Origin of the sequence: Pseudoalteromonas phenolica (genome assembly GCF_001444405.1) — a bacterium.
Lineage (GTDB): Bacteria > Pseudomonadota > Gammaproteobacteria > Enterobacterales > Alteromonadaceae > Pseudoalteromonas > Pseudoalteromonas phenolica.
In genome coordinates this window covers 3705851-3732155 of sequence record NZ_CP013187.1, presented here as the reverse complement: position 1 = coordinate 3732155, position 26305 = coordinate 3705851, and the positions used below count along the sequence as shown (strand labels likewise).

Annotated in this window: 24 protein-coding genes and 2 tRNA genes; 17 read left to right on the top strand and 9 right to left on the bottom strand. The window is 41.3% G+C overall.

All coding sequences use genetic code 11. The annotated features are described in order from the left end of the window. Positions 1–3: 3 nt before the first annotated feature. From PP2015_RS16810 to PP2015_RS16765, 10 genes are all read left to right on the top strand, one after another. The gene (locus PP2015_RS16810) at positions 4–1665 is read left to right on the top strand and encodes an ABC transporter ATP-binding protein (protein WP_058031399.1); all 1662 of its coding nucleotides are present in this window, start codon (positions 4–6) and stop codon (positions 1663–1665) included. Between the two features lie 185 nt (positions 1666–1850). Continuing rightward, entirely contained in the window at positions 1851–3047 is a 1197-nt protein-coding gene (locus PP2015_RS16805; protein WP_405127333.1) for an alpha/beta hydrolase-fold protein, read from the top strand. Between the two features lie 62 nt (positions 3048–3109). After that, a complete protein-coding gene (locus tag PP2015_RS16800) occupies positions 3110–3892 on the top strand; it encodes a substrate-binding periplasmic protein (protein ID WP_169792730.1) in 783 nt (260 codons plus the stop codon). A gap of 80 nt (positions 3893–3972) precedes the next feature. Continuing rightward, positions 3973–4191: a TIGR02450 family Trp-rich protein gene (locus tag PP2015_RS16795; protein WP_058031397.1), complete on the top strand. Its 219-nt coding sequence runs from the start codon at positions 3973–3975 to the stop codon at positions 4189–4191. Between the two features lie 495 nt (positions 4192–4686). Further along, positions 4687–5853, top strand: coding sequence for an RNA ligase RtcB family protein (locus PP2015_RS16790; protein WP_058031396.1), 1167 nt, complete (start codon positions 4687–4689; stop codon positions 5851–5853). Continuing rightward, complete coding sequence (gene prfH, locus PP2015_RS16785) at positions 5850–6470, top strand: peptide chain release factor H (protein WP_058031395.1); 621 nt, start codon at positions 5850–5852, stop codon at positions 6468–6470. Before PP2015_RS16790 ends, prfH begins: the two co-directional genes overlap by 4 nt. A 69-nt stretch (positions 6471–6539) precedes the next feature. Continuing rightward, the gene (locus tag PP2015_RS16780; RefSeq protein WP_058031394.1) at positions 6540–6761 is read left to right on the top strand and encodes a hypothetical protein; all 222 of its coding nucleotides are present in this window, start codon (positions 6540–6542) and stop codon (positions 6759–6761) included. Beyond that, positions 6749–7084 (top strand): low molecular weight protein tyrosine phosphatase family protein, encoded by a 336-nt coding sequence (locus tag PP2015_RS16775; protein WP_058031393.1) that lies wholly within the window; start codon positions 6749–6751, stop codon positions 7082–7084. The genes PP2015_RS16780 and PP2015_RS16775 overlap by 13 nt, the downstream gene beginning before the upstream one ends. 140 nt (positions 7085–7224) lie before the next feature. After that, on the top strand, positions 7225–7875 hold the full coding sequence (locus PP2015_RS16770; protein ID WP_058031392.1) for an RNA ligase family protein: 651 nt from the start codon (positions 7225–7227) through the stop codon (positions 7873–7875). Next, positions 7868–9091 (top strand): AAA family ATPase, encoded by a 1224-nt coding sequence (locus PP2015_RS16765; RefSeq protein WP_058031391.1) that lies wholly within the window; start codon positions 7868–7870, stop codon positions 9089–9091. Before PP2015_RS16770 ends, PP2015_RS16765 begins: the two co-directional genes overlap by 8 nt. Before the next feature lie 65 nt (positions 9092–9156). On the opposite strand, the gene PP2015_RS16760 is transcribed toward PP2015_RS16765, so the two are convergent. The 7 genes from PP2015_RS16760 to PP2015_RS16730 form a co-directional block, all read right to left on the bottom strand. Continuing rightward, on the bottom strand, positions 9157–9984 hold the full coding sequence (locus tag PP2015_RS16760; protein ID WP_058031390.1) for a nucleotidyltransferase domain-containing protein: 828 nt from the start codon (positions 9982–9984) through the stop codon (positions 9157–9159). Next, a complete protein-coding gene (locus PP2015_RS16755) occupies positions 9981–11234 on the bottom strand; it encodes a multifunctional CCA addition/repair protein (RefSeq protein WP_058031389.1) in 1254 nt (417 codons plus the stop codon). The genes PP2015_RS16760 and PP2015_RS16755 overlap by 4 nt, the downstream gene beginning before the upstream one ends. Positions 11235–11273: 39 nt before the next feature. Further along, positions 11274–12314, bottom strand: a complete 1041-nt coding sequence (gene rtcA, locus PP2015_RS16750) for an RNA 3'-terminal phosphate cyclase (protein WP_058031388.1) — start codon at positions 12312–12314, stop codon at positions 11274–11276. A 5-nt stretch (positions 12315–12319) separates the two neighbouring features. After that, complete coding sequence (locus tag PP2015_RS16745; RefSeq protein ID WP_058031683.1) at positions 12320–13546, bottom strand: RtcB family protein; 1227 nt, start codon at positions 13544–13546, stop codon at positions 12320–12322. Between the two features lie 26 nt (positions 13547–13572). After that, positions 13573–14727: a slipin family protein gene (locus PP2015_RS16740; protein WP_058031387.1), complete on the bottom strand. Its 1155-nt coding sequence runs from the start codon at positions 14725–14727 to the stop codon at positions 13573–13575. A 174-nt stretch (positions 14728–14901) separates the two neighbouring features. Beyond that, positions 14902–14970: transfer RNA gene (locus tag PP2015_RS16735), tRNA-Lys, on the bottom strand. 2 nt (positions 14971–14972) lie between these two features. After that, positions 14973–15046, bottom strand: a tRNA-Ser gene (locus PP2015_RS16730). 263 nt (positions 15047–15309) lie between these two features. Here PP2015_RS16730 and rtcR point away from each other — a divergent pair. Further along, the gene (gene rtcR, locus PP2015_RS16725) at positions 15310–16920 is read left to right on the top strand and encodes an RNA repair transcriptional activator RtcR (protein WP_083496612.1); all 1611 of its coding nucleotides are present in this window, start codon (positions 15310–15312) and stop codon (positions 16918–16920) included. Positions 16921–16962: 42 nt separating this feature from the next. Here rtcR and PP2015_RS16720 read toward each other — a convergent pair whose 3' ends face one another. Further along, on the bottom strand, positions 16963–17193 hold the full coding sequence (locus PP2015_RS16720; protein ID WP_058031385.1) for a helix-turn-helix domain-containing protein: 231 nt from the start codon (positions 17191–17193) through the stop codon (positions 16963–16965). A gap of 433 nt (positions 17194–17626) precedes the next feature. Here PP2015_RS16720 and PP2015_RS16715 point away from each other — a divergent pair, with 433 nt between their 5' ends. Continuing rightward, positions 17627–18367, top strand: coding sequence for a substrate-binding periplasmic protein (locus PP2015_RS16715; RefSeq protein ID WP_058031384.1), 741 nt, complete (start codon positions 17627–17629; stop codon positions 18365–18367). A 145-nt stretch (positions 18368–18512) separates the two neighbouring features. Here PP2015_RS16715 and PP2015_RS16710 read toward each other — a convergent pair whose 3' ends face one another. Continuing rightward, positions 18513–19127 carry a PKD domain-containing protein gene (locus PP2015_RS16710; protein ID WP_058031383.1) on the bottom strand — a complete coding sequence of 205 codons (615 nt, stop codon included), beginning with the start codon at positions 19125–19127 and terminating at the stop codon, positions 18513–18515. 242 nt (positions 19128–19369) lie between these two features. Between PP2015_RS16710 and PP2015_RS16705 the strand changes: the two genes are divergently transcribed. Genes PP2015_RS16705 through PP2015_RS16685 form a run of 5 tightly spaced genes read left to right on the top strand, consistent with a single transcriptional unit; the run spans position 19370 to position 26269 of the window. Further along, the gene (locus PP2015_RS16705) at positions 19370–20011 is read left to right on the top strand and encodes a hypothetical protein (protein WP_058031382.1); all 642 of its coding nucleotides are present in this window, start codon (positions 19370–19372) and stop codon (positions 20009–20011) included. Between the two features lie 22 nt (positions 20012–20033). Next, entirely contained in the window at positions 20034–21752 is a 1719-nt protein-coding gene (locus PP2015_RS16700) for a BAR domain-containing protein (RefSeq protein WP_058031381.1), read from the top strand. 51 nt (positions 21753–21803) lie between these two features. Then, a complete protein-coding gene (locus PP2015_RS16695) occupies positions 21804–23855 on the top strand; it encodes a hypothetical protein (protein ID WP_058031380.1) in 2052 nt (683 codons plus the stop codon). A gap of 2 nt (positions 23856–23857) precedes the next feature. Next, complete coding sequence (locus PP2015_RS16690) at positions 23858–24376, top strand: Lcl C-terminal domain-containing protein (protein ID WP_058031379.1); 519 nt, start codon at positions 23858–23860, stop codon at positions 24374–24376. Positions 24377–24379: 3 nt separating this feature from the next. Continuing rightward, the gene (locus PP2015_RS16685) at positions 24380–26269 is read left to right on the top strand and encodes a calcium-binding protein (protein ID WP_058031378.1); all 1890 of its coding nucleotides are present in this window, start codon (positions 24380–24382) and stop codon (positions 26267–26269) included. Positions 26270–26305 lie beyond the last annotated feature (36 nt).

Below are 26305 nucleotides of genomic sequence, written 5' to 3'. Positions count from 1 at the left end.
GTAATGAGTCAAAGTGGTGGGGAGTTAAAAAACTTATGGCAGATTTTAAAGCCGCATAGGCCAAGCAAGATGCAATTTACAGTGTTGTCAGTGTTGGTTGTCGTTACAACGGTGCTCGAGTTATTGATCCCATGGTTTTCGAAAAACTTAGTCGACTCTATTTCAGTCGATGGCGTTGCGATGTCGGTATTAATGACACTTCTGAGCATTGTGCTAATTAGTGCCGTGTTTGAAGGGATTTTGACTTGGTATGGCGCCAAAACAGGTGAACGTATATGCACCAGCTTACGCTATAGCCTTATTGGTAAGTTATTGTTTAGTAAAGTTGAAGCAGCGTCAGATAAACACAGTGCTGAATACGCAACACGCGTTGTTAACGATACCTTAGAAGTTAAAACGGTGCTGGCGACTGATTTTATTAGTTTATTTGCGGGTGCTGTATCACTTGTGGCGGTTGTCGCTATGATGTTCTATCTCGACTGGCGTTTAACTCTGGTTTTATTGGCGTGTGTGTTAGTCGGCTTTTTAATTATTTTGCCTTTATCTCTGATGATGAGTGGTATTGGTAAAGCCATTCAAGCTGCTCAAGCAAAGCTCCTGAGTACGTTAACTGAGTGGATGCGCCATCACACTCTGATCAAATCTCATAATGCGCAAAGCCCTTTGCATCAAGAATCAAAAGCATTACTAGAAACCTGCATGGAGCACGAAGTTCGAGGGGCTAAAATCATGGCGATGATCAGCCCGACCATTAACTTGGTGCTGATGATGAGTATGGTCGCGATTTTAGGCTTTTCGAGCTATTGGATGCAGCAAGGTAGCATGACTTTAGGCACAGTTACCGCATTTTTAATGTACTTATTTGGTTTAACTTTTCCGCTTGTGGCACTGGGTGCATTCTTCAGTAATTTATTCAAAGCTGCGGGTACGGCAACTCGATTGCAAGACATCGAACAGTTAGCACAGGAGCAGCTTCAGCAAGGTGAAAGCGTCGTCAATGCGAGTGAAATTCAAATACAAGCACTGAATTTTGAGCGCGATGAGAAAGTGATTCTAAATAATGTTAGCTATCAATTTGATGGGCCAGGTTTATCAATAGTAACCGGTGAAAGTGGCTCAGGAAAAAGCACCTTGATGTCGCAATTACTTGGTTTTTATGATGATACAAAGTCAGCGATATTCATTGATGGCAAACGTTTAGATGACGTTGATTTATATTCTTTGAGACAAGCAATTGCGTGGGTCGATCAAGAGCCGAAATTATTAAATACTAGTATTAAAGAAAACCTGCTATTAGGTTTGTCTGAGCAACCGAGTGATGATGCAATTGAACAAGCGCTTGAGCAAGTGGGGTTGTCGCAATGGTATGAAAAGATTGGTAAAGATCTCGAGCAGGCCGTGAGTGAGCGTGCGCAGATTTTCTCTGGAGGTGAAAAGCAGCGATTTGCTATCGCCCGTGCGCTATTGCGCAATGCCAAAGTGTTATTGATGGATGAACCAACATCGGCCTTAGACAAACACAATAGTACAGAAATGATGACTTTGATCAGAGCTATCGCAAAGGAACGACGTGTCATTATGATCAGTCATAACAGTGCTTTTTTACAACAAGACGACGATCATGTACATATTGCAGAGGGCGAGATTGTTAAATCTGCAGCTTAAGTTCATATACAGGTTAATTTAGATGTGAAAAGCGGTGTGGATAGTGTTATTCAGGCCGCTTTTTGTTTGGTTTTTACCTAAAATTATTTCGGTTATTTTTATGAAATGGTTACTTTTTACTTTCTTTTGTACCTGATGTGTTGATATGTTGAACGAGTAACCACTTTATTTTTAAAGGATTTGTCGTGCATTTACTTAAACCTTTGGCGCTTTCTCTTAGTTTAGCTTTGTCTTCAATTGTCGTTTCTCCGCTGGCGCTTTCTCAAACTTCAGCAACCGAAGAACGAGCTGATTACACTCAGTTTATTCATGTATTTAAATCGAAAATTTTAAACGAAGAACGCACAGTCGTTGTTCAACTACCAAAGAGTTATAAAGCTGAGCCTGATAAAGTCTATCCGGTCATTTACCGTTTAGATGGGGCGGGTAACCTGCCATTGATCACCTCAGTGCTTGAGCGTTTACAAAACGACAATGCCGCTCCAGAAGCCATCATAGTGGCAATTGAAAATACCGAGCGATTGAGAGATTTATATCCAACCGTAAATGAAGAGCCGCAAGGTCCAGTTGGGTTAGGGGGTGGAGGTAAAAAATTTTTAGACTTTTTTGAAAAGGAGCTGATCCCACTTATCGATGAAAAATATCGCACCCATGATTATAAAGTCATTGGTGGCGCATCGGCTGCGGGGGTATTTGCACTTTATGCGATGACCGAAAAACCGACCCTGTTCCAAGCGCATTTAGCTTATAGCCCTGCGGTTTGGTGGAACTATGGCGCTGCCGTTAATCGCACAAAAGAGTTTTTAAAGAAAAATAAAACCCTTGATACCTACCTTTATATGAATATTGGTGAGGAAGCGGGTGTTATGCGTGAGCGTTATGACGATTTGCAGCAGTTTATTCAAAATAATAAGCCGTTCAAATTGTCTTACGTGAGTGATGCGCTCGATGGTGTCTCTCACAACCTAACGTCTGCGGCAGGCGCTTTTAATGCTTACCATAATCTATTTATGGCCAAACAAATGCCGTTGAAAAAGCTAACGTACGACATGGCCTCGATAGATGCATATTATAAAAAGCTCTCCGAGCAATGGGGTGAGCAGGTAACACCACCAGATAATGCAGTTAGGCAGTTGGGCTATCAGCTAATTGGTATGCGCAATTTCGATAAAGCTATTAAAGTATTCGCCCATAATACTAAGCTGCACCCTAACTCTGTCGATGCTTGGTGGGGGTTGTCTTATGGGTATGAACAAAAAGAAGATAATAAAAAAGCGTTCGAGTTTTTAGAGAAGGCCGTGAAGCTTGCTGATAAGTCATATCCTTATTATGACATGCTTATGAATACACAAACTCGGCTTAAAGCTGCTGCTAACCTTTAACATTCAAGGCGGTCGTCACAAGCAAAATGATGATTGCTGGTTATACTCAAAGGATGAGAAGTGTGAGCAAGCAAATAATGAAATTGTGTCTGTTTTTTTGTTGCTGTTTAATTGCTTGCTCGGCATTGGCTGAGCGTCCTCGCTTATCGGTGGTATTTGAACATAACCCACCGTTTCAAATCATTGATGCAAAAGATAAAGGTCAGGGACCAATTATTGAGTTTGCAAAGTTATTAATTGCTGTCGCAAAAGAAAATGCAGACTTCAGAGCTGAATTTAATGGTAAGCCATGGGCTCGTATCATGGAAAGGGATGCTTACCACCCAAACATTCTTATTCTCTCTATTTCTAAAACACCACAGCGAGTACCAAACTTTATCTGGTTAACGCAGGTTTATACCGGGCAACAGTATATTTGGAAAGTTAAAGGACGGCCTGATCCTGAAGACCAGCCATTAAAGGTCGCTGTTGAACGTAATGCACATAAGATGATGAGTATTAGGCACCACTTCGGTGAAGAAAATGTATACAAATCCCTCAACTCTGCTCAAGCATTGCATGCATTATTGAAAGGACGTGTCGATCGCTTTGTCGGTACTGTATTTGCTGTATCAGGTAAGTTGAAGTCACTTGGTCATGATATGAATGAACTACAGCGTTTGAATAAATTTGATGACACCGGATTTGCAAGCCAAGGTTTGGCATTTGCACTCACGCTTGATTCAGATGAATTTATAGAAGAGGCACTACGCAAAGCGCTGAAAGATCCTAGAGTTGAGCAAGCAAGAGCCAAGTTGCAAAAGCAGTTTGAAGCGTCAGAGCATAAGCTTATGTCTGAGTTTTAAAAGTCTGATAGTTACTGTTGATCATTTCGGCGCTTTAAAACGTAAACACATTCATATTCAAGAGAACTAATCTCAACCTTATGCAACATACACTTACCCCACGCAAACTGTTGAACAGTAAATGGACCGCCGTTCACCCGCAATCAAAAGAAAAACACTTTATGGTTACCAGTATCGAATTTGATGAAGAGGGTCGCGTGATTGAATGCCTCATCGAAGCTGTGATGACGAAACGCGAAATCGAGATTAATTGGCGCGATCTGAAGAATCCAAAAGTGTGGAAAATGGGCTGGAAATAGTAGTTAAAATCTTTAAAAATCTCTTAAAATTCTAAATTTTTATTTTTATCTTCTCTGATTATTTACATCAAACAAATAACTATAGTGAAAAATTTTTGCAAATTGTCTTGCAAAAAGGGCCAGTCAAATTTAGACTGCGCCCGCTCACTCATCGAGCGTTTATTATTTCATCAACTTAACTGTAAAGGAGAAAAACATGTCACATAAAAATTTATCCTTTGCAGGTCTTGTCCGCTAAAAAGCGATTAATTAGAAACTAAAAAGTTAGTTTCTACCATGCTTTCTCATCGGTCACTTCCAAGTATAAATAGACCTGCCAATACGACCCAATAAGGTTTAATAATCAGTATTATTCTGATCGCTTTGGCACGGCTTTAATTTTCATATTACGCTTAAAATAATTGTTTTCGCTTAATATTTTTTCGAATAAAGCAGTCAGTCTGATTAACCTTTTGGATCCACCATCTTTTTCTTAGTAAGAAAGGTATTGGTACTATGGGCAAATCAGTCCAAAAATTAACAGATTCGGTCAACCTAATTGCATCCAAAGATACTTGGATTGAAGGGTTGGCTACACAACAACTCATTAAAACATCAGAGCTGGCAGGCATGCATCGAGTTGCAGGCATGCCAGATTTACATCCAGGCCGAGGCTATCCAATTGGTGCGGCATTTTTTACAAAAAATAAAATCTATCCTGCGTTAGTGGGCAACGACATAGGGTGTGGAATGGCTTTGTGGCAATCGTCGTTGAAGGTGTCAAAGGTAAACCTAGATAAAATCGTTAAAAAGCTCAAAGACATTGAGTTGCCGCTGGATGACAGCTGGAGCAACATCATCCAAATGCGAAGAAATGAGAAAAACCTACGTGTACAAGGTTTTGATCATGCGCTTGGCACCATAGGTGGAGGCAATCACTTTGCTGAATTTCAAGCGGTTGATGAAGTGTATAACGAGCGAGCCTTTTCAGCTTTAGGTTTGTCTAAGCAGCAATTGCAATTGCTCGTGCACTCTGGTTCTCGTGGGTTAGGCCAGTCAATTCTGGTCAAACATATCACTGAACACAACCATGATGGCTTACAAAGCTCAGAGCAAAGCTTTACGCATTATTTTGAACAGCATGATGAAGCGGTGCGCTGGGCTGAGCTTAATCGAGAGATGATAGCAAAGCGCTTTTTAGACGCCATTCGCGCAGATGGTAATGTCATTTTAGATGTAAATCACAATTTAGTGACTGCAAAAGAAATTGGTGGCATTCAAGGCTTTTTACATCGTAAAGGCGCGACACCGAGTGATTGTGGCGCGGTTGTTATTCCGGGTTCTCGTGGTGATTATAGCTATTTGGTTAAGCCCAGAGACGATGCTGACGAAGCAATGCACATGAGTTTGTATTCGTTAGCACATGGCGCTGGTAGAAAGTGGAAGCGTGGTGAGTGCCAAGGTCGCTTAAGTCATAAATATAAACGCGATGACTTATATAAAACTGAGCTTGGCAGTCGGGTGATTTGTGCAAACAAAGAGCTGCTATATGACGAAGCACCTCAAGCGTATAAAAAGGCTCAAACCATTATTGCCGACTTAGAAGAAGCGGGGTTAATCGATGTTATTGCAAGGCTTCGCCCGATATTGACCTTTAAAACCAATGGAGGGTGTAGCGCATGATGTTATTGCAATTAACTTCAGGACAAGGGCCAATTGAATGCTATAAGGCTGTAGGACTGGCACTGAAAACCATTGAGCGCGAGTGCCAAGCTCAAAACATTGATTACTCGATTGTGGAAGCCGTGGGTGCTCAGCAAAAAGGCTGCTTTAAATCTATATTGATTGAGCTTGAGGCTACACAAAAGGCCAAACAGTTTACGCATCATTGGCAAGGTACACTGTTATGGGTTTGCCAAAGCCCATTTCGTACTAAGCATAAACGTAAAAATTGGTTTTTCAGTGGCAATCTTTATGAAGTGAATACTCAGCAGTTTGATAAGGCGATTGATTATCAAACTTGCCGAGCGTCAGGAGCAGGCGGTCAGCATGTCAATAAAACTGACTCTGCAGTGCAAGCCACGCACAGAGAAACAGGCTTAATGGTTAGGGTTGAGAGTGAACGAAGTCAGCATGCGAACAAGCGTCTAGCAACAGCGTTACTGTTACAAAAACTAGAAATGCTGAAGCAAACTGAGATCTCTGAGCAAGATAAGTCTCGGTGGCAGCAGCACTGGGAAGTACAGCGTGGCAACCCGAGTAGAACGTTTAAAGGTGAGCGGTTTACTCCTCAAGATTAATTAGGAAATCGATGTTAATAAAAACAAAATTAGGCGCGCTCTTTTAGCTAATTGCTAAAGGAGCACGATATGAATAGAGAGCAAAAATTAATTGGGGCATTTAATCAAAATGATCAAGGTTTTGCTGAGGTGCCTCAAAAAAAGTCGGGAGTGTTTATTTCGAGACTATTGAACGGGGATGCGTCAGGTTGTGCGCATTGTTTTCCTCATGGCTATGAGACTATTAACTGCCATCAAAAAAATTATCAAAGAAGCTGGAAGCGATATAGAAAACATCAATGGAAAACATAAATATTTTATTTATTTGTAGTCGTAATCAATGGCGCAGCCCAACCGGTGAGCAAATTTGGAGACGACAGACGGGTGTGAATGCACGCTCAGCAGGCACTAGCCCTAAAGCAAAACGCACGGTCAACATGAAAGATATTCAGTGGGCCGACATCATTTTTGTGATGGAAAATAAACATAAACAACGCTTAATGGCCGAGTTTACTCGGCTATTAACGCATAAAACCGTTCATATCCTCGATATTCCAGATGAATATCAATATATGGACAGCGAGCTTGTCGACATCTTAACGCACAGCGTGAGCGCGTATTTAAAAACCGCTTAACGAGAATAAAGAGGGTACAGTCATGTAATGCCATCTAAGCACAGTCATATTGTTTTTTAGTTCTGCAAATGAACAGTCTTGCTGTGCCTCAATTTTATTGTAATCAAACATATAAATTTAGAAATTGATGGATTTAAAACATGAAATTTAAATACCCTCGCACCCCTCACTTACCTTGGTCCCCGGGTGCGTCTAGTGATGACATTCATCACAAACATAGTGACCATTTTGTTGGTAAACAGGTCATCATCACAGAAAAGATGGATGGTGAAAATACGACGCTATATCGCAATGCAATTCACGCCCGCTCGTTAGATAGCCGTTATCACTCTTCGAGAGCTTGGGTAAAAGCACTGCAAGCGCGTATTGGTTATCAAATTCCTGAAAATTGGCGTATTTGCGGTGAGAATTTGTTTGCTCAACACTCAATTGCGTATCAAGCATTAGAAAGTTACTTTCTAGCGTTTTCAATATGGAATGCGCAGAACATATGTTTAGCTTGGGATGAAACGATTGAGATATGCAACCAACTCGGTTTATCAACCCCAGCTTTACTATATCAAGGCATTTGGTGTGAGAAGAGCATTCGAACACTTGTTATAAACACCCAACAGCAAGAGGGTTATGTCGTTCGAATTGCTGATAGGTTTCATTTCGATGACTTCTCAACTCGTGTTGCTAAGTGGGTACGTACCAATCATGTGATGACAAATCAGCATTGGATGCACAGTGAGGTTGTGCCAAATCAATTAGCCTCTCAAAGCGGAAAGAAGGAAGAGCCTAATGGATAAATTAACAGCTTGGTTAAATAGCTTGGCAAGTGCCCATACACCCAGTTTCGCAGAGTGTGTGCAAATATTAGGGGCAAAGTTTCCTTTATTACATGACCTTGCTCGCACAGAGCAAGATGCAATTTGGCACGCTGAAGGAAATGTGGCGATACATACTGAAATGGTGCTACAAAGCCTTTATACATTACTAGGCTCAATGGAACCAACAATAGTAGGACGCCAGCGGCAAACGCTAATTTTAGCAGCTTTACTGCATGATATTGCAAAACCAATGGTCACTAAGCGTAAACACATTGGCAATAAGGCGCGAGTTGTGGCGCCTAAGCATGAAAAATTAGGTGCTGACTATTTGGCTGTAAGGCTAATGGCATTGCCCTTAGCGCATACAGTGGTTAAAGACGTGTTATCTCTGGTGGCCTATCATAATATTCCTAAATTGCTCGTGATCCGAAACGCAGGCTTTGATGCTTACTTTAAGTTATCTTTAGAAATCGAATTGTCTATGCTCTACTGGTTGGAGATGGCGGATATGCAGGGCAGGGTTTGTCAGGATCAAAACGAACAGTTAGATATTCTGGAACAGTTTAAAATGTTTGCTGAAGAGTATGCGTTATGGTCGGTTGACGATCCCCGCTCAGAGCAGTTAAAGCGAATTCAAGTGAAGCAAAGCCCGCGAGAGCAGGATTATCTCAATGCCATCGCTGTTTCTCAATTGGCAAATGGTGAGATCTCAGTCATTGAGGAAGCAATTGCTAAAAACTTTCAAGCTGCTCAGAACTATGCTCATTTATACATTATGTGTGGGGTCAGTGGCAGTGGTAAGTCGACTTGGATATCTCAACATTTAACAGATTTTGAACTTGTTTCACTTGATGAAATTCGTAAAGAGCTCAACGGCAAGAGAGCATGTCAGAAAAATAGAGGACAAGTATTACAATTAGCCAAAAGCCGACTGAAATCTGCGTTGGCAAATAAACGTAACGTCGTATGGGATGCCACCAATATTCGGAAAGACTTCCGTAAACTTGTTTGTGATTTCGGTGTAAATTATGGCGCGTTAACAACACTGGTTATTTTTCATAAGAGTGAACAGCAGATCCGTGCAGGCAACCGTAATCGGGAGTACATCGTTGATGAAGAGATAATTTCTAAACAAATTAGTCGATTCGAATGGCCTTCAGCTACAGAGGCCCATCGAGTAATGTATGTGACTTAACATTGAAAGAAAACTGGTTGGCATAAGTTTTTAGGTTTATGCCAACTGGTTTGAAATTGTGTTACTTATAGATTAACAGCGTTGTTTAAAGTATCCCGAAACAAAGTATTCAAAGCGTCATACTTGATGTCTCGCTGTTCATACTGACCAGAGAATTCTGCGTGTCTGGCTAACTCAGATTCGATAAATGCATTTATTTCTGGTACTGCAGGTGTATACTCTTTCTCTTTACTGACTTTTTTACGCGCGAGTAGCTCAGAGATTGCGTTGTCTAATGCTGTATTATCTGTCACTAATTGACGTAGAGTTTCAAACTCAATCGGTGCGGGCTGCTGATAGGTTTCTAACCATTTAATAGCCAACAACGGTCGTAATACATAAAAGTACTTCTTTAGTGGTACCAAGTCCTTTTTTAAGTATTCACGAAAGTTACCCTGTGCCATATGTAAATAGTGATATTTACTTTTTGTGGTTGAAGCAATTTCAGGCATTAGTGCACGGGCTTGCTTGGCAAAGAAGCCATCGTCAACATAGACAATAGGTGATTGTAACCACTCTATAAACGCAGGGTTTGATTTCCAATACAACTGCAGCGCTTTACGAATATCCCAGCCGTTGATATCAATTTCATCGATAATCGGGTATTCGATCACATCTCTTTTCTGCTCTAAATCGACCGATAAATACCACTGCTCTTTATGCATATAAATAAAACGTACGTCATAATCGCTATTGGGACTAGCAAAGCCCCATGCGCGACTACCAGACTCCACGGCAAACAACACTTTTACATTGTGTTCTTGTTCGGCAGCAGCAATACGACGCAATATTTCTGTGTGAACAGACTCTTCGATCTGTCGGTGACAGGTGTTATTTATTGTTTCAACTTTCATGGTAGTTTTACTTCTTCTTTTTCTAATAAGGTTTGTTTAACGCATGCCAATTCAGCTTGTCGAATAAACTGTCCGATCTCTGACCCTTGTTTCTGCAAAGATAAAGCATGCTGCACGATCGCTTTTGTATCGAGCTCAGAGAGGTTTTTAAGCAACAATAATGCTAAGCGATATTGTGGGTAGTCTTTTTGCTCGAATGTTTGACCTCGACCTTGCGCATCACACAAACAGGCTTGCAAGAATTGCTGGAACCGTTCAGGTTTCTTAACTGCATCCATAGTTTCAACAATTAATTTATGTACTTTGTTCGCTTTCATCTCAAACAGCTTGTGACAACGGGTATGATTGTCGCTAGTGAGTATTGCTAATGTTCTGAAGCGCCCTGGTACGTTAAGACGCTGACAAAACTTGTTTATTACTTCTATACCAGCTTGTTCATGACCAAAAAAATTACTCTTCTTCTGAAAGCTTGCTGCCTTGCCAAAGTCATGGGTTAATGCTGCAAAGCGCGTTTCAAGGTCAAAGTTTAAATCTGCAGCGCGTTTTAGAACTAACATGGTATGTGTAAAAACATCACCTTCTGGGTGATATTTGGCAGGCTGTGCTAACCCAACCATTGCTTCTATCTCAGGAAAAATACCCAGACCATTTAGTGTTTGAAAGTACAGGTGAGGGTGCGGCTCAGAGAGCGCTTTTGCAGTTTCTGCCCAGATACGCTCTGGTACAAGATATTTTAATTCTCCATGATTTTTCAAAGTCTGCATTAAGTTTTGTGTTTCCGGAGCAATTGACCATTGCTCGCCAAAACGGGCCATAAAACGTGCTACACGCAGAACTCTAACTGGGTCTTCTACGAAGGCGTCAGTTGTGTGGCGCAGAACCTTGTTTTGTAAATCAGTAAAGCCATTAAAAGGGTCTACCAAGCTATTCCCCTTGCCAAGTGCCATAGCATTAATTGTTAAATCTCGACGAGCTAAATCCTCTTCTAATGTCACTTTGCTGCAAGCATCGATTGAGAAACCTTTATAGCCATAACCCTTTTTTCTTTCGGTACGCGCTAATGCATATTCTTCTTTAGTTTTTGGATGAATGAAAACAGGGAAATCTTTACCAACTTGTATAAAGCCAAGTGATAACATGTCACTAGTTGTGGTGCCTACAACCACATAGTCTCGGTCATTAGGTGTTTTACCAAGTAAGGCATCTCGTACCGCGCCGCCGACTAAGTAGGTATGGTCTAATATTTTCATGATTCCCTCTGGGCTTGTCCTGTCACAAATTCAGTTGCTCTAAGTTGAGGTTAAAGAAATACGCCAAATATGTTCACTTTCTTGTTCTATATTTATCTTTTTCTTGGTTATTTGCTGTATTACTTGAGCGTTAGTAAGAGTATGTAAACTGGGTTTGGGGGTTGTGAAATTCCCACTGCCTGCCAGTGCCATGAGCACCAATAACTGGTCTGCTAAATAGTGTTCTACCTGTGAGTTTGACTTTAAAAAGGCCTTCACTCTCCCAGCGCAGCGTTTTGCTATATTTTCTGCAGAAGTACCAAGCTCTCCTACGACTTCAAATAAGTGTGTATGGCTTTGACTCTGTATTTTAATTTGTAAGCTGTTGCCTGGCCCTGGAGACTGCACATGATTGATTTGGCAATCAGCATTGGGCCAATTAAGCGCTTTCTTCGCTGCGTTCATTTCACGCATTGCGATGCTGTCAGGTAACTGACTCACAAACCCTGTAAGCTTAGTATTGTCTGTGTTTAATAGATCAACGTCCGGCGCTTTGCCTATTTTAAAGGGCTTTAATTGTTTTGTTGGGTTGATCTTGATCTGCCACTTCCCTCCACTGGCAGGGTAAAACCCTAATTGTGATACTTCAATGTCATTTTGAACGCCCATTGCATTCAAGATGGGTAAATAGCTTTCTTTAAAAAAACATAATGAAGGTGACATGCCATTGTGCGTGCCTCCTTCGAATGTCACTGTCGATAGCCCGTTGGCAAGTGCAAGTACAGGCATAATGGTTTGGCACACTAAAACAGTACTGCCAGCTGTGCCAATTGCAAACTTATATTGACCCGCTTTAACCTGTTTAGGTTGAAAGCGAATGTGAGATGACCCCAATTCAGCGCCTTCTACAACAGCATCACAAATGGCTTGTGCCGCCAATACTGAAGTTAAATGTTGGCGCATGAGTCCCGGCTTTTGTCGATTAGCTCTGATGTTGATTAACTCAATTGGCTGTTGAGTGAGCATCGATAATGTCAATGCGGTTCTTAATACCTGCCCACCACCTTCACCCTGTGCGCCATCTATGGTTATATATTTCATAATTCTTATCCTTTTACACATACAATTTGCTTTAGCGTGTATACCACTTCTACGAGGTCTTTTTGTGCTGCCATGACTTTTTCTATGTCTTTATATGCATGAGGTATCTCATCGATCACGGCTTCATCTTTGCGGCATTCAACCCCTTGTGTCGCGTCAATTTGATCTTGTATGTTGAATACCTTCTTGGCTTTTGTTCGGGACATCACACGGCCAGCACCATGACTGCAACTATTGAAACTGTCTGGGTTCCCTAATCCTCTGACAATGAATGACCGAGCGCCCATGCTACCTGGAATGATCCCCATCTCGCCTTTTTGTGCACGCACCGCGCCTTTACGTGTTACAAAACAGTCTTTACCAAAGTGGTGCTCGCGAGAGATATAGTTGTGGTGGCAATTCACCGCAAGGTCCGCTGTCTCAAATGAGACAGGTAATACCTTTCTGAGTGCGTTAATTGCATTGAACATCATAATTTCTCTATTTTTGGCTGCGAAATCTTGTGCCCACTCTACCGCTTCGACATAGTCATTAAAGTACTCGCTCCCTTCTGACAGATAAGCGAGGTCCATATCGGGTAAATGCATTTGGTGGCGTTGCATTTCTTTCTTAGCGAGTTCAATAAAGTAATTACCTATCCTATTGCCCACGCCACGGCTGCCAGAGTGAAGCATTATCCAGACTGCGTCATGCTCATCTAAGCATAACTCTAAGAAGTGATTACCTGTCCCCATGGTACCTAAGTGATTTACATGATTACTTTTCTTTATTGCCGGGTGCTTTTGGCAGATCCGCTCAAAGCGTACCTCAAGTTTCTGCCATTCATCAGCGACTAGCTCTGGAATGTTGTGCCAAGCACCGCGATCACGCTTGCCTTTTCTACCTCCTGTTCTCCCATGGGGGACTGCAGCCTCAAAGGCATGGCGGATCCCAGCTAAATTATCGGGTAGTTGGCTCGCTGTAAGTGTGGTTTTTGTTGCCACCATCCCGCAGCCAATATCTACACCTACCGCAGCCGGGATCACAGCATCAACAGATGGAATAACACTGCCTATGGTGGCACCTTTACCCATATGCACATCAGGCATCACTGCGATATGCGAATGCACAATTGGCATTGCAGCTATGTTTTTTAACTGAGCTTGCGCTTGTTCTTCAAAAGGGACACCTTTCGTCCAAGCTTTGATTGGAGCATGGCCTGTGGTTTTTATAGTATTAAAATTTTTACACATGTTTTTCTCGTTATTTTCTTTATGCATTAAGTGAGTTTAACGACACCATTCATTAGTCCATCCAGCCCACCATAAACGGTTAAGCTATCAATGCGATCTGCTACCTTCTCTAATGCTTCTAGTTCTTTAAGTCGCATTAGTGTTGGGTTGTTTTCCATAACTTTTGCCGTGTTATGTAAACTTCGGGTAGCGGATGTTTCTTCTCGGCGTTTAATGACATTAGCCTCCGCTGCTTTTTGCGCTTCCACGACCTGATTTAAAATGGCCTTCATTTCGCCCGGTAAAATGATGTCTTTTACCCCTACGCTTTTGAGTTCAATGCCGATACTTGATAGTTGCGTCGTCACAAGTTCTTTTACAGTTTCATTGATATAAAGCTTGTCTATTAGAATGTCGTCGAGTGATTTAGTACCGACGGCTTCTCGAAGCGCTAATTGCAGCGTCTTGTATATATATTCATCTAGTTTATCTACACTGCTTGCTGCGATCTGAGCATCTTTAATTTGAATACTGGCGCTCAAGTTGATACGCAAACTCACCCTGTCTTTACTTAAAATCTCTTGCCCAGATACTTCGAGTATCTGAGTGCGACAATCGAAGTTTTTTAGTTCAACTTTGTTACTCAACTGCCAAAAGCCATAGTTACCAGGTGGAAGCTGTTCTGCCAATTTGCCATCTATATACAAAAGGCCAACATGATCTTTGGGTACCGACAGGTCAGCGATTGGTTTGGTTGCAACAGTGTTTTCACTTCTTATTAAACGTGAGGCACTATTGGCGCCAGCTCGCATAATTAGGTTAAACACTCTGTTTTCTATAGCTATTTGGTTTTTTATAGAAACTTTATCAAGGCGAATTTCACCTGTGTCTTTCCATAGATACAGATGCTCACTTGGGGCCACTATGCCTTTGAGTTGATCATTCACATATAAAATACCAACTTGGTCATTATCTAATTTCCAGTGCTCAATTTGTGTTTTTAACACTTCACTATTACGGTAAAGTCGTTCTACATTTGGCAGTGAAACGAACAATTCATTGATATCGAAAGTGGTAAAATTAAGTTCATTTTTAATATCCCAAAGGGTGTGTTTACCCGCGTTTAGTATTTTGATTAACTCTTGGTTTTTAAAGACTAGAAGTCTTTGATTTTCATTTACAGTTTGTGTTTTTCTTAACATGTTTAATACCTTTTAATGTCGCTTTTTAAGCGTGTTGATAAGAGTGAATTACTTGATTAAAAAGGCATTTGCAGCTTTACATGTTAGGGAGCGTCCCGCTTGCTAACAGGTTTTAATACAATGCGTTTTTTAAACATGGGTAACCACGACTTATCAACTTATTCATTTTCCAAATGGTTTAGGGTGGGACTTGAACCCACAACAATCGAAGTAAAAGTTCGAGGCTCTACCAATTGAGCTACCTGAATTTAAGGAAGGATTTGAACCTTCGACGCACGAAACTCTATTTCGCTGCTCTACCTGACTGAGCTACTTAAATTGTGTTTGATTAGGAATACGCATTCACATTGTTCAGCGCACCGGAGTGACTTTTTGAATCACGACCACTTAACCAGACGAATAATACATATCAAGTGATGTGCCAAACGATAAGAAAACAAAAAACAAAATTCTTAATTTATTGATTTTAAATAGTTAAATAGTTAAATTTTTATTTTTACTCATTTTTTGCAAGCGGTATAGACAATCAAAAAAGCACAAATATAATATTTTGGATATGCATGTATCTTAATGGATAGGTTGATGAAGAAGACAATTGCGGTAACATTGATCGGGACACAGTTGGATTTTGTTGGCAAGCGTATTGATAGATGGTCACGGTGGCGACCGAATATTAGCTTGTGTAGTCAAGAAGATTTAATCGTCGATAAACTGCATATGCTCCATGATAACCACAGTTGGAAACTCGCGAATAATGTTGCTGTGGACATTGAAAGTGTGTCACCTGAAACACAGGTGCAATTACATAATATAAACTTCTCTAACCCTTGGGACTTTGAAGAGGTATATGCCAAGCTTTATGATTGGTGTGCCCAACAAGAATTTGATACTGAGAAAAATGATTACCTGTTTCATATTACTACAGGGACGCATGTTGTTCAGATTTGTAGTTACCTGCTTACTGAAAGTCGGCATTTTCCGGGTCGACTCATTCAAACCTCTCCAGACAAGTACAATAAAAACAAATCGGTCGGTAAAGCACAAATAATCGATCTTGACTTGTCTAAATATGATCAAATAGCAACGCGTTTTGACCGTGAACATCTCGAGGGTAAAGCATTTCTAAAAGGCGGTATTCATACTAAAAATAAGGCCTTCAACCAACTTATAACGCAAGTTGAAAAAGTCGCTATCCGTTCACAAGATCCGATGTTACTGACGGGTCCAACTGGAGCAGGAAAAAGCCAACTTGCTACTCGTATCTTTCAACTCAAAAAGAAACGAGCCATGTTAGAGGGTGAACTTGTTTCAGTAAATTGTGCGACATTGAAAGGCGAAAATGCCATGGCTGCTTTATTTGGTCATACAAAAGGTGCATTTACAGGAGCCTTAAAGTCTCGAGATGGCTATTTGCTCACAGCTGATAAGGGCGTATTGTTTTTGGATGAGATTGGTGAGCTTGGCTTAGAAGAGCAGGCGATGCTTCTTCATGCCATAGAAAATAAAGAGTTTCATCCCGTTGGTAGTGATAGAACGCTAAAAAGTAACTTTCAACTTATTGCCGGAACGAACCGTGATTTGAAACAGCAAGTTGCGAAAGGAATGTTTAGAGAAGACTTACTTGCGCGCATTAATTTGTGGTCTTACAAACTACCAGCATTAAAAGATCGACGTGAGGACATCCCCGGCAATATTGACTATGAAATGGACTTATTTGCACAGAAAACAGGGGAAAGAGTCAGGTTTAACAAAGAAGCTAAGCGATTATTTGAAGAGTTTGCAATGTCAAACCAAGCGCCTTGGTCCGGTAACTTCAGAGATTTAAGTTCGGCAATTACACGATTAGGCACTCTTGCAGATTCATCGCGCATTGCTATAGCTGATGTGACAGAAGAAATAGCTAGACTAAAAGAGTCATGGCATTTACCTGACTCAGAACCGCAACGTAAAGCTATCGAAAGGTATTTAACTAGCGAAGCAATATCTAAACTCGATAAATTCGATGCTATTCAACTTAATAATGTACTTGTGATATGCGAAAAACATACGAGTATGGCAGCTGCTGGAAGAGAGTTATTCAACGTTAGTCGAACATTAAAGGCACAAGTAAACGATTCTACAAGATTGCAGAAGTACCTCGCTAAGTTTGGTTTGAAATGGTCAGATTTGAGCGAGCAAAAAAATAGCGAGTAATCGTCGACTCGCTATTTTACCTAACGTTTGGAGGAGTTAGGGTTAGGCAGTTTGCTGGGCGAGCCGAGAATCTATGTTGGCAATATTTGCCATTAACTGTTCTCTGACTCGCTGCAGGTGTTGTTGTCGCTGTTCGGGGGCTTGCTTGGCAAAGCGTAGTGCACTGTAAAGGCTGCGTTTAGAAACTTGATATTTTGCCGCTGCTTGAGAGAGGCTTGATTCGCCGATCATCACGCTTAACATGGCTTCGTGTAAATCAATTTGCTTACTCATTATACTTGCTCCTTGGTGTTTCTATTTACTTGCTTCTCTTCATGGATAGGCCAAATACTCATATTTGCATACCAATCTAGGTGCCAAATTAACTGCATGGTTTGAATCAAGTTGTGCATATGAAAACCCCTGTAATAACTGCTTTGCTCCTAATGTATAGAAAGAGTTATGCCATAATTTCAAGTTGCTGATTTTTATTGTTTTATTGTTTTCTTGTGTAGAGTAGATGCACTATTTTTGTGAGGGCTAAGGTAAGTTTGCACTATTTTGAACGTCCCTATTAAGTGCTGAATGGGTTCTTGTAATGCATACAAATTAGCGGATAAAGTGCTCAGTATGCGCTTATCTAGGACATATTGTCTTTAAGATAGAGATTATAAATAAAGCTGACTATGCTCTTAATATGGTTGGCTTGTTATGTAGAGCCTAAATTTTGATTTCAAAAATAATTAATGTGTTTTTAGTACTTATTGTTATGTTGTCGCACACTTCTTTTGCATGCGAACAAACATTTCGCGTGAGTGCTGCCGATGCTTGGCCTCCTTTCTCTTTTAAGAAGGGGAATGATTATCAAGGTATAGATATTGAGATCGTCGAAGCTGTTTTTTCTACAGCGGGTTATTGTTGGCAATATGTGAGTTACCCTTCTTCAAAGCGAGCTTTAAAAGAGTTGGAACTTGGCAATGTAGATATGCTATTTGCAGCAACAAAAACGGACGAACGCTCTAAATATGCGCATTTTTCTGTTTCTTATAGAGATGAAGAAATGATGGTGTTTTCTTTAGTAGGAGCTAAAAACGTTGACTACTTTTCGATTAAACATCTATTCGGAGTGAGTCGGGGTAGCGTATATGGCCGAGACTTTGAAGTGTTTAGAACATTTTGCCCTGACTGTGTAGTGAATACCAATAATGTATCAGAGCGTTTTGGTATGCTCAGATCAAAGCGAGTAGATTATGTTATTGAAGAAAGAATAACAGGCATGAATTACATAAAAACTCTCGGGCTAGATGGGATAAAACTTTTGCCTCAACCGGTTCACTCTGAGGGCTTAAAGTTCATGTTTAGTAAGGCTCATATTAAACCTGAGCAGCTTCATAAAATTGATCAAGCAATACGCTCAAATAAAGAATTAATACAGTCAAAAATCAACTCGACTTACCTGAAAAAGTAAGTTTAGAGTAGTTTGGTAGTACAAAAAACAAACATTTCAAGTAATGAGCATGTCATATTCGGCAAATTTGAATTTTTTTCACTTAGGTTTTTTTCACTAAAAAAGGGCTTTTTAGCCCTTTTAATTATTTTGATATTTAGAATTTTTAGCTTTTTAGCTTACGCCTTAACCCTGTAATGAATAGTGCTGGAAGCACCCAGAAAAGCGATCCTCCCCCTTCATCTGACTGCTTAGTTTTATCTGTGGGTGTGGTTGGCGTTGGGGTTGTATCTGCGACTGAAACTGTATAAGAAAGCGTATCAGTTGTGACCTTTCTACCGTTAAAAAAGCCACTTACAGAGAGTTCAAATGTCCCTGTTTTTTCAGCTGTAAATGAGTAGCGACTACCACTGTGTTCGTTACCTTCCTGGGTGGTCCAAATATAGTTCAGTTGTAACGGTTGTGTTGTTTCTAGCTCTGTTGTAAATGACAGATTTTCACCTACTTTGGCTGTATTTTCGCCTAAAATTATGAATTTTTTAATAGTGGGTGATACGGCATCAACGAGGTGTTGTTTGCTATAACTCAGCTTGTCATTAACAAAAGCTTTCAGTGTGACTTGATAAAAACCAGGTTGTTGATATTCATGATTAGGGTTGGCTTCTGAGCTCGTTGTACCATCACCGAAATCCCATTGGTAAGCCGTAATTTCGTTACTTAAAACTGAGGGGGTGCTGAGTAATAAAATGAGCCCTAAAGCAGTACTTGAAAGCGCGCGCATAATTTCTCCTTTTTCCTTAGAGATTTAATTTTCATAACTGAATTTATAATTTGATCTTATATCAAAGTTTTCAATAAAGCACCAAATTCGTACTCGTATATACAAATGTTAAAGTTTAATTAAATGTTAAAATTTTTGTTTTTTGAGTGTTGCGAATACCGATTAAAACCGATAATAATATTTATAGAGCGTCTACTCAGTTACCTGTCAGATGCTCACTTTTGATTCAAGGAATGGTGATTATGAAAGTTATTTTAGGAACGTCAGCGGCGCTTATTGGAGCTGTTGCGCTAGCTATGCTTTTGCCTGAAAAAGCACAGCCACAACTCAATAAAAAGTCTACTGAAGTTATTCAAGATACAGCTATGACTGATATTCTTGATGATTCTTCATTGTTGATCAAACCTGACTCTAAGGCCAGTGAAGCGATTGTGAGATCACAACCTTCTGAGCCAGAAAGTATTTTCTCATGGCCGATAAGGCCACTCGAACAACTCCATGATAAACGTGAGTTGGAAAACGAGTATGCGTTCTTAAAGGAGCGTTTGGAAAGTGCCGAGGCGGTCGATTTGGTTAATAACAATAAATTAACAAGTGAAGATATCGAAGCACTTCGAAACACCTTTTCACACTTAAATCTGATTACGGAACGTTTGATCGAAATTGAGTCTCAAGAGGCTCACCAAGAGTTCGAGCAACGTTACGGACCTGACGCATTTGCAGATGATATGGCTTTCGTAAAAGAGACTGTAAAACAAGCAATTGCAGAGCGGAAAAATCGTACAGCCAGAGAACGTGAGCTGGCTGAACCAATGGTTGAAGCAGTAAACGTAGAACAAGATGTTCTACACGTCATAAACCGAGTGGAAAACACTCAAAAATAAAACTTATCTAAGGATGAAAACAGTGAAAAAGACGCTTTTAACTTTGGCGGTACTTTCTGTGCCTGTCACCGCAATGGCGATGCCTAGCCTACGTGATGATTGTCAGTTTAGTAGCCCAATTCAATCAGGTGGTGCTGATATTTTATTCAGCCAAAACTGTAAAACAGCTTACGTTGCGCCGCCAAATACAGGCAAAGTAACTTTATCTGGTTATCATGAAACTCAAGGTACCGAGTTTTGTGGCAATTTAGATAACGCGAAAGCAACCTACGATCAGTCACAAGCGCGTTCAAAAACGTGGCGTGACAAGTCTGAAGCATTGTTGCTTCAGGTTGACCCACTTATCGATGAAAAAATTCAAGCAAACGCGGATTTGTTAGAACTGAAAGGCAACATCGACTATTGGGTGTTTGAAGAGCTTAAAAACAGCTATGAAATGACGCTACTAGCGTATAACGGTCGTTATGATGACTATAAGTTCTGTTTACAAGATGGTTTGCTAACACGTGAAGAGTGTCAGCAAAACCTTCGCGATACTGTACAGGCTTACTCAGATGCAAGAACTGAGTACAATCGCTACCGCAGCGATAACCGTGTTGCATTGGCAAAAATCGATGAGTTGAAAGCCGATATTGTACGTTTAGACGAGCAAATCGTTGCGCTTGAAGAGCGTGTCATCAAGTATGACGACTATGCGATGAACATTGAAAGCCGTGCAACGTACAACTACATTGATCTAGCAAGCATTTATGGCGCAAACGCTAAGATGCTTTATACCCTTGATTACGACAGTTATGTAGATGGTATTCGCGCTCAGAATGCACATATTCCACAGATCACGTCTTGGAAGCAAATGCCATTGGTGGGTGCTGAGTTCTTCACCAATATGAATCCTGACTTCATTAATACAGCTGATCCAAATATGGGTTCGCTTAAAGATTTAACGCCTATTCATACTATGAATACAGCACAGAAGCTAATTAGCTTCCGCCCAAAAGGCTTCTCTAGCTTATATGAGTCAATGGATGGTGAAGATAAGTCAACAGAGCCAGGTGCATACATGAATAACATCGACCCTAACGATGTTGATGCATTGGTTTATGGTAGCTTTGGTTCAGCTAGTTCAAACCTTGCAATGAACCTGTTTGGTGCTTGTCCTCTTAAGAAAGAAGGTGTTACAGGCACACAACTAGCGGCTTCGTTTGATTCATATGTGCAAACAGGTTTGCGTTTACAGTGGTTAATCGAAGTACCATTCGGTTATAAAGCACAATACAAAGCGCACAACATCTTAAGTCAGTTCTCGTCTAACAAGTCTAGCGGTTTCCTATTCTGGAAAAAGCGCAAGTCTAGCTTCTACGAGTGGGCTAAAAACACACAAGATCTGAAGATTGAATTCATCGATCCACCTCTATCTCGCTACTGGACTGAAGAAATGGAAGAAACAGTACGTGAGTCAATCATGCGTCGTATCGCATTTGGCGTACTAGATAGTGTTTATCCACGTATTTCAGCAGCACCGCTTAACGATGCAGAGCACCAAGCTTGGTCTAAAGGCGCGCAACAAATCGGTTGTAGCTTCGGCCCTTACGGCTGTGCAATTGGTTGGGTTGTGGGTTCTTTAGATAACCGTAAGAACTACTCACGTTTTTATAGTGATAAGAGCCGTTACTACACAGAAGAGTCAACCAAAGTTACTTATCTTCCTAAAGAGAAGTACCTGACTTTCTCTGCTCAGTAAGCACCATCGCAAGGCCAACTTAGGTTGGCCTTTCCAATAAGGATTAGATATATGTTGCGTTCTATTTCGGCAGCACTGGTTTGTGCAGCCTCAATTTCAGTGCAGGCATTTGAAGTTCAGTTGCCTCAATACATTTCTCCGGGAGAGCAAGTGGTGTTGAGTGCAAGCCCAATTGCCCAATACGACGAGTTTGCATGGCAGTCTTCTAGCTTTCATGCGCAATTGCAAAGTTATGGCGAAAAACAACAGTTTGCTGTGTTAAAACTGCCGAAATATGCCAGCGATACCCAAATCAATATTTATACATACGCCCTACAAGGGTGGAGTTACGAAACAAAGCAGAACTTGATAGAAGTGCGAGCAAACAAACCAAAGCTTCCTAGTTCAATCGCCATTTCAGGTCCAAATACCTTGTTGTTAGACCAACCCAATGTGCTTTCTTTGCAAGGTGTTGAGCCAAATACCAGCATTAGTTGGCAAGCCGTTGATGACGATGGTACCAATCAAGGTATAGCGCTTCAAAATATCGCAGATAATCAGGTTGAATTGAGTTTAGATTCAGCTGTATTTCAAAGTGAAAGCATCAATGTGCTAGCGACTTTGAATGTATCTGGGTGGCAATATCAGGTGACTAAGTCATTTAATTTTGATGGGCAGGTCACCCAACCAAACTTAGTCATTAATACACAAAATACTTATCAAGAACACAAAAGCGGGTCTTTATCAGCGTTGGTTGAACATACTTCACCCGATGATGAAGTGACATACCAATGGCGAGTGATTAATAAAGGGCTTGCCGAAGCAGTAACGCTTAGTGCTAGTAATCAAGCGCAAACAGATGTGTTAGTTGAAGGCATTGAAAAGATAAGTAAAGTTACGCTTGCTGTGACAGCTGAAATTAATTCGCTCGATAAAACGGCGTCTCTAACCAAAGAGTTCGATATTACAGTGACGGCAAATAAATCGCCTAGTCTGAACTTGACGGCTTCTAAGCCACAACTGTGGGATGGTGAGTCTATGACGGTGGTGGTTGAAGCGAGCGACCCTGAGCAAGATACAACCACGGTGACAGTCGAGAACTTAACGCCTGATTTCATCTCTATTAGCAAGAAAAATACGAACTACTTAGTTAAGGCAAACGCAGTTACAGCTGATGCAATGGGCAGAATTAAACTAACGGTTGAAGATCTATGGGGTAATCGTAGTTCACAAATATTAGACGTTAAAGTTCGCCGCTTACCTAACATTCACTTTTCTCATAAGCACCGTTTATATGCGAACAGCCCTGGTTTATTAAAGGCAGAGATAGATATTCCTGTAAACCAAGTACAGGCCGTTGAATGGCAGCAAGTGTTGGGTGAGCCTGTTCAATTAAACAAAACTGCTGAATTTGAAGCGAACTATGTCGCCAATGAAGGGGGGGCAGATTTGAGTTTCACTCTTAATTTGACCCTTTCACCAGATGTGGTGGTATCAGCACAAACCGAGATCAACGTTTTAAGCTCCCTGCGATTAAATGACACAGGGGATGTGTCTTACATAGATAAAAATGCACGCTGGACACAAGATAGCCTGCAAAGTTTGGCAGGACTTGATGCGTTAAAAGGTAGGGATGCTTCAGAGGTTTTACTTAAGCAAGGGGCTGGACCACAAGGCTTTGACTTTGATTTTCTATCGGATAGTGGCGCAGTTTTACCGGCCTTTTCAAGTCAAGCAGCTTGTCTTCGAGATAATCACACAGGGTCAGTTTGGTTATTAAAAAATCAGCAAAACGGTGACCTGCAAACGAAGAAAACCTTAGTCGAAATAGCCGCTGATATTACTGCGTTAAATCAAAAGCAGCGTTGTGGTAAGCAGACTTGGCTGTTACCCAGTGCACCACAGTTACTCTCTGTGCTTAGTACAAACCAAAGTGAACATACTTTTTATTGGCTAACAGGATCTGAGCCAGCACTTGGACGCGTGTTTTCACGTCTGCAGCTTTTAAGTTCAACTGAAGACGCGGGTCAAAACTATATCGTTAACTGGCATCCAAGCACTTTAACTTCTTCATGGGCAAGCAATCAAAATGCCTACCAATTCTTACTGATGGCGGGAGAGTGAAAATGAATAAAGTAATTCTTATGGCGACCCTGCTGGGTACTATGAGCTACTTACCCAATTCTATAGCACAGTGTAATGATGCTTCAGAGGTGGCCAGATATAGCCCTGTTTTGGAACAAACCATTACAGATTATAAGTTTGGTTTGATGTGGAGTGCTTGCGCAATTAGTCCGACGACAGGGGAATGTATGTCTGACAGTGAAGTGCGTTCGAGAATGACAGGGCTCAAGGCGGTTCAGTTTGCTGATGAATCCGTCATTGGGGGTCACACCGATTGGCGTTTACCGAACTTGAAAGAGGCGATGACTCTATTTGGTGGGTGCCAGGATTTTACCTATGCTGCGCCATTACAAATGGGTAAATATCAGCGCCGTATTTGGACTGCAACAACTGACTCAGGTCAGTCTGAGCCCGCATTAAAAACCATCGCGATGGTTAATGGGCAAATAGTGCCATGGCGAGTCTCAAGTAGTGCTGCATCGGTGTTTTTAGTGCGAGATATTAGCCAAGGAGCTCAGTGAACTATGTTTATTACGACTTTATTGAGTCTTGGGCTCACAGTTGATCCCGTGCAGCTCAACTCTCGACATTTTAGTATGCCAACCAGTTTGCCGGCTTACTTGGCATATAAGGCGACGCTTAATGCGGTCACCGGCACCGACGATGATGATATTTTACGCGGTACGAATGGCGATGATGACATATCAGGTTTAGCCGGAGACGATAGGTTATTTGGTGGTCAGGGTTTTGATTCCTTGTTTGGTGACGAAGGTAATGACTCTCTTTATGGTGGCAGTGGTGAAGACTACTTACTTGGAGGAAGTGGAGATGACTTACTGCAAGGCGGACAAGACAATGACAACCTTCGAGGCGGGCAAGGTGCTGATAACCTGCTAGGTGAAGAAGGTGATGATGAACTTTATGGCCAAAGTGGAAACGATACCCTATCTGGTGGACAAGGACGAGATCAACTCTTTGGTGATGAAGGTGAGGACGAATTACGAGGCGGCTCTGAAGATGACACATTAAATGGTGGAGATGCCAATGACCGACTATTTGGTGAAAGCGGCAATGATACTTTAATAGGTGATGGCAGTAGTCATCTCGGGCATGATTACTTAGATGGTGGTGTCGGCAATGATACGCTCAGCGGTGGGGCTGGGAATGACGAGCTATTTGGTCAATCTGGCAATGACACCTTATTTGGTGATGAAGGTGACGACACCTTAAAAGGTGGAGATAACAATGATGCGCTAAATGGCGGCCGTGGCACAGATTTGCTGTACGGCGAGTTAGGCGATGATGAGCTCTACGGTGAAGATGGCGATGACCAACTCTTTGGCGGAGATGGTGCCGATACACTAGATGGCGGCGATGGAAACGATTTGTTGCAAGCAGGCGATCAAGATGACTGGCTGTTTGGACAAACAGGCCATGACAGACTATATGGTGGCAAAGGCAATGATATGCTTTTTGGCTATGATGGTGATGATCATTTATACGGTGAAGAAGGTGATGACATCATTGATGGGGGCTGGGGGAATGATACCTTTTACGGCTCTTTAGGCATCGATCAGCTCGAGGGAGCTGAAGGTGACGATTTATTTCTCATTACTAATCTAGGTTATGGTCGTCACACCATTATTGGTGGTTCGGGTCAAGATACCATTCGACTCGCTGATGGTGAGCAGCATTTCACCCAATTACATACCAATATTCAAAGTGTCGAAATCTTACAGGGCAATGCGTTAGATAACCAACTGATCCCTGCACAGGGCATTGAGAAAGTGGAAGGTTTAGCCGGTAATGACACGTTAAGTGACAGCGCTGGTAATGAAGCTCTTTATGGCGGTTTAGGCAATGATGTTTTGCATAGCACAGCTGGGAGTGACGATTTATTTGGTGAACAAGGGAATGACACCTTTTTTATTTCTTCTAGTTTGACGAGTGCATATGGTGGTGAAGGCAATGATATTTTTTATCTTTCATCTTCGGTCAATGTAATTGATGGCGGGACAGGACAGAACCGCATCGAATTACAGAATGTCGCATTTGCTGATCTTAAAGCGAGCATCAATATACAGTCTATTGTTGGTAATGCACTGCCAAATACCCTAAAACATGGTTTATCTGCTACTGAAAAGTTATCGAGTGACACAGAAATCGCTATTTCATTAGGCGCAGGAATAGACAGGTTTTTACCTGGGGTGATTGCTGATGATAGGCAAGATCTTACCTACACCCTAAGTTACCAAACTGACAAAACCTTACTCTACACAGGACAAGTTACTTATCAACTAGACAGTGATGTTGAGTTCATTTTGTTTGAGCAAATCAAACAGGGGTACATCGCCAAATTCTTACTGAATTTGAAAACTAAAAAAATGGCCGTTATCTCTGAGCAACCAATTTAACCCGCATCATTTCTAAAAATTTAGTCAAAACTAACT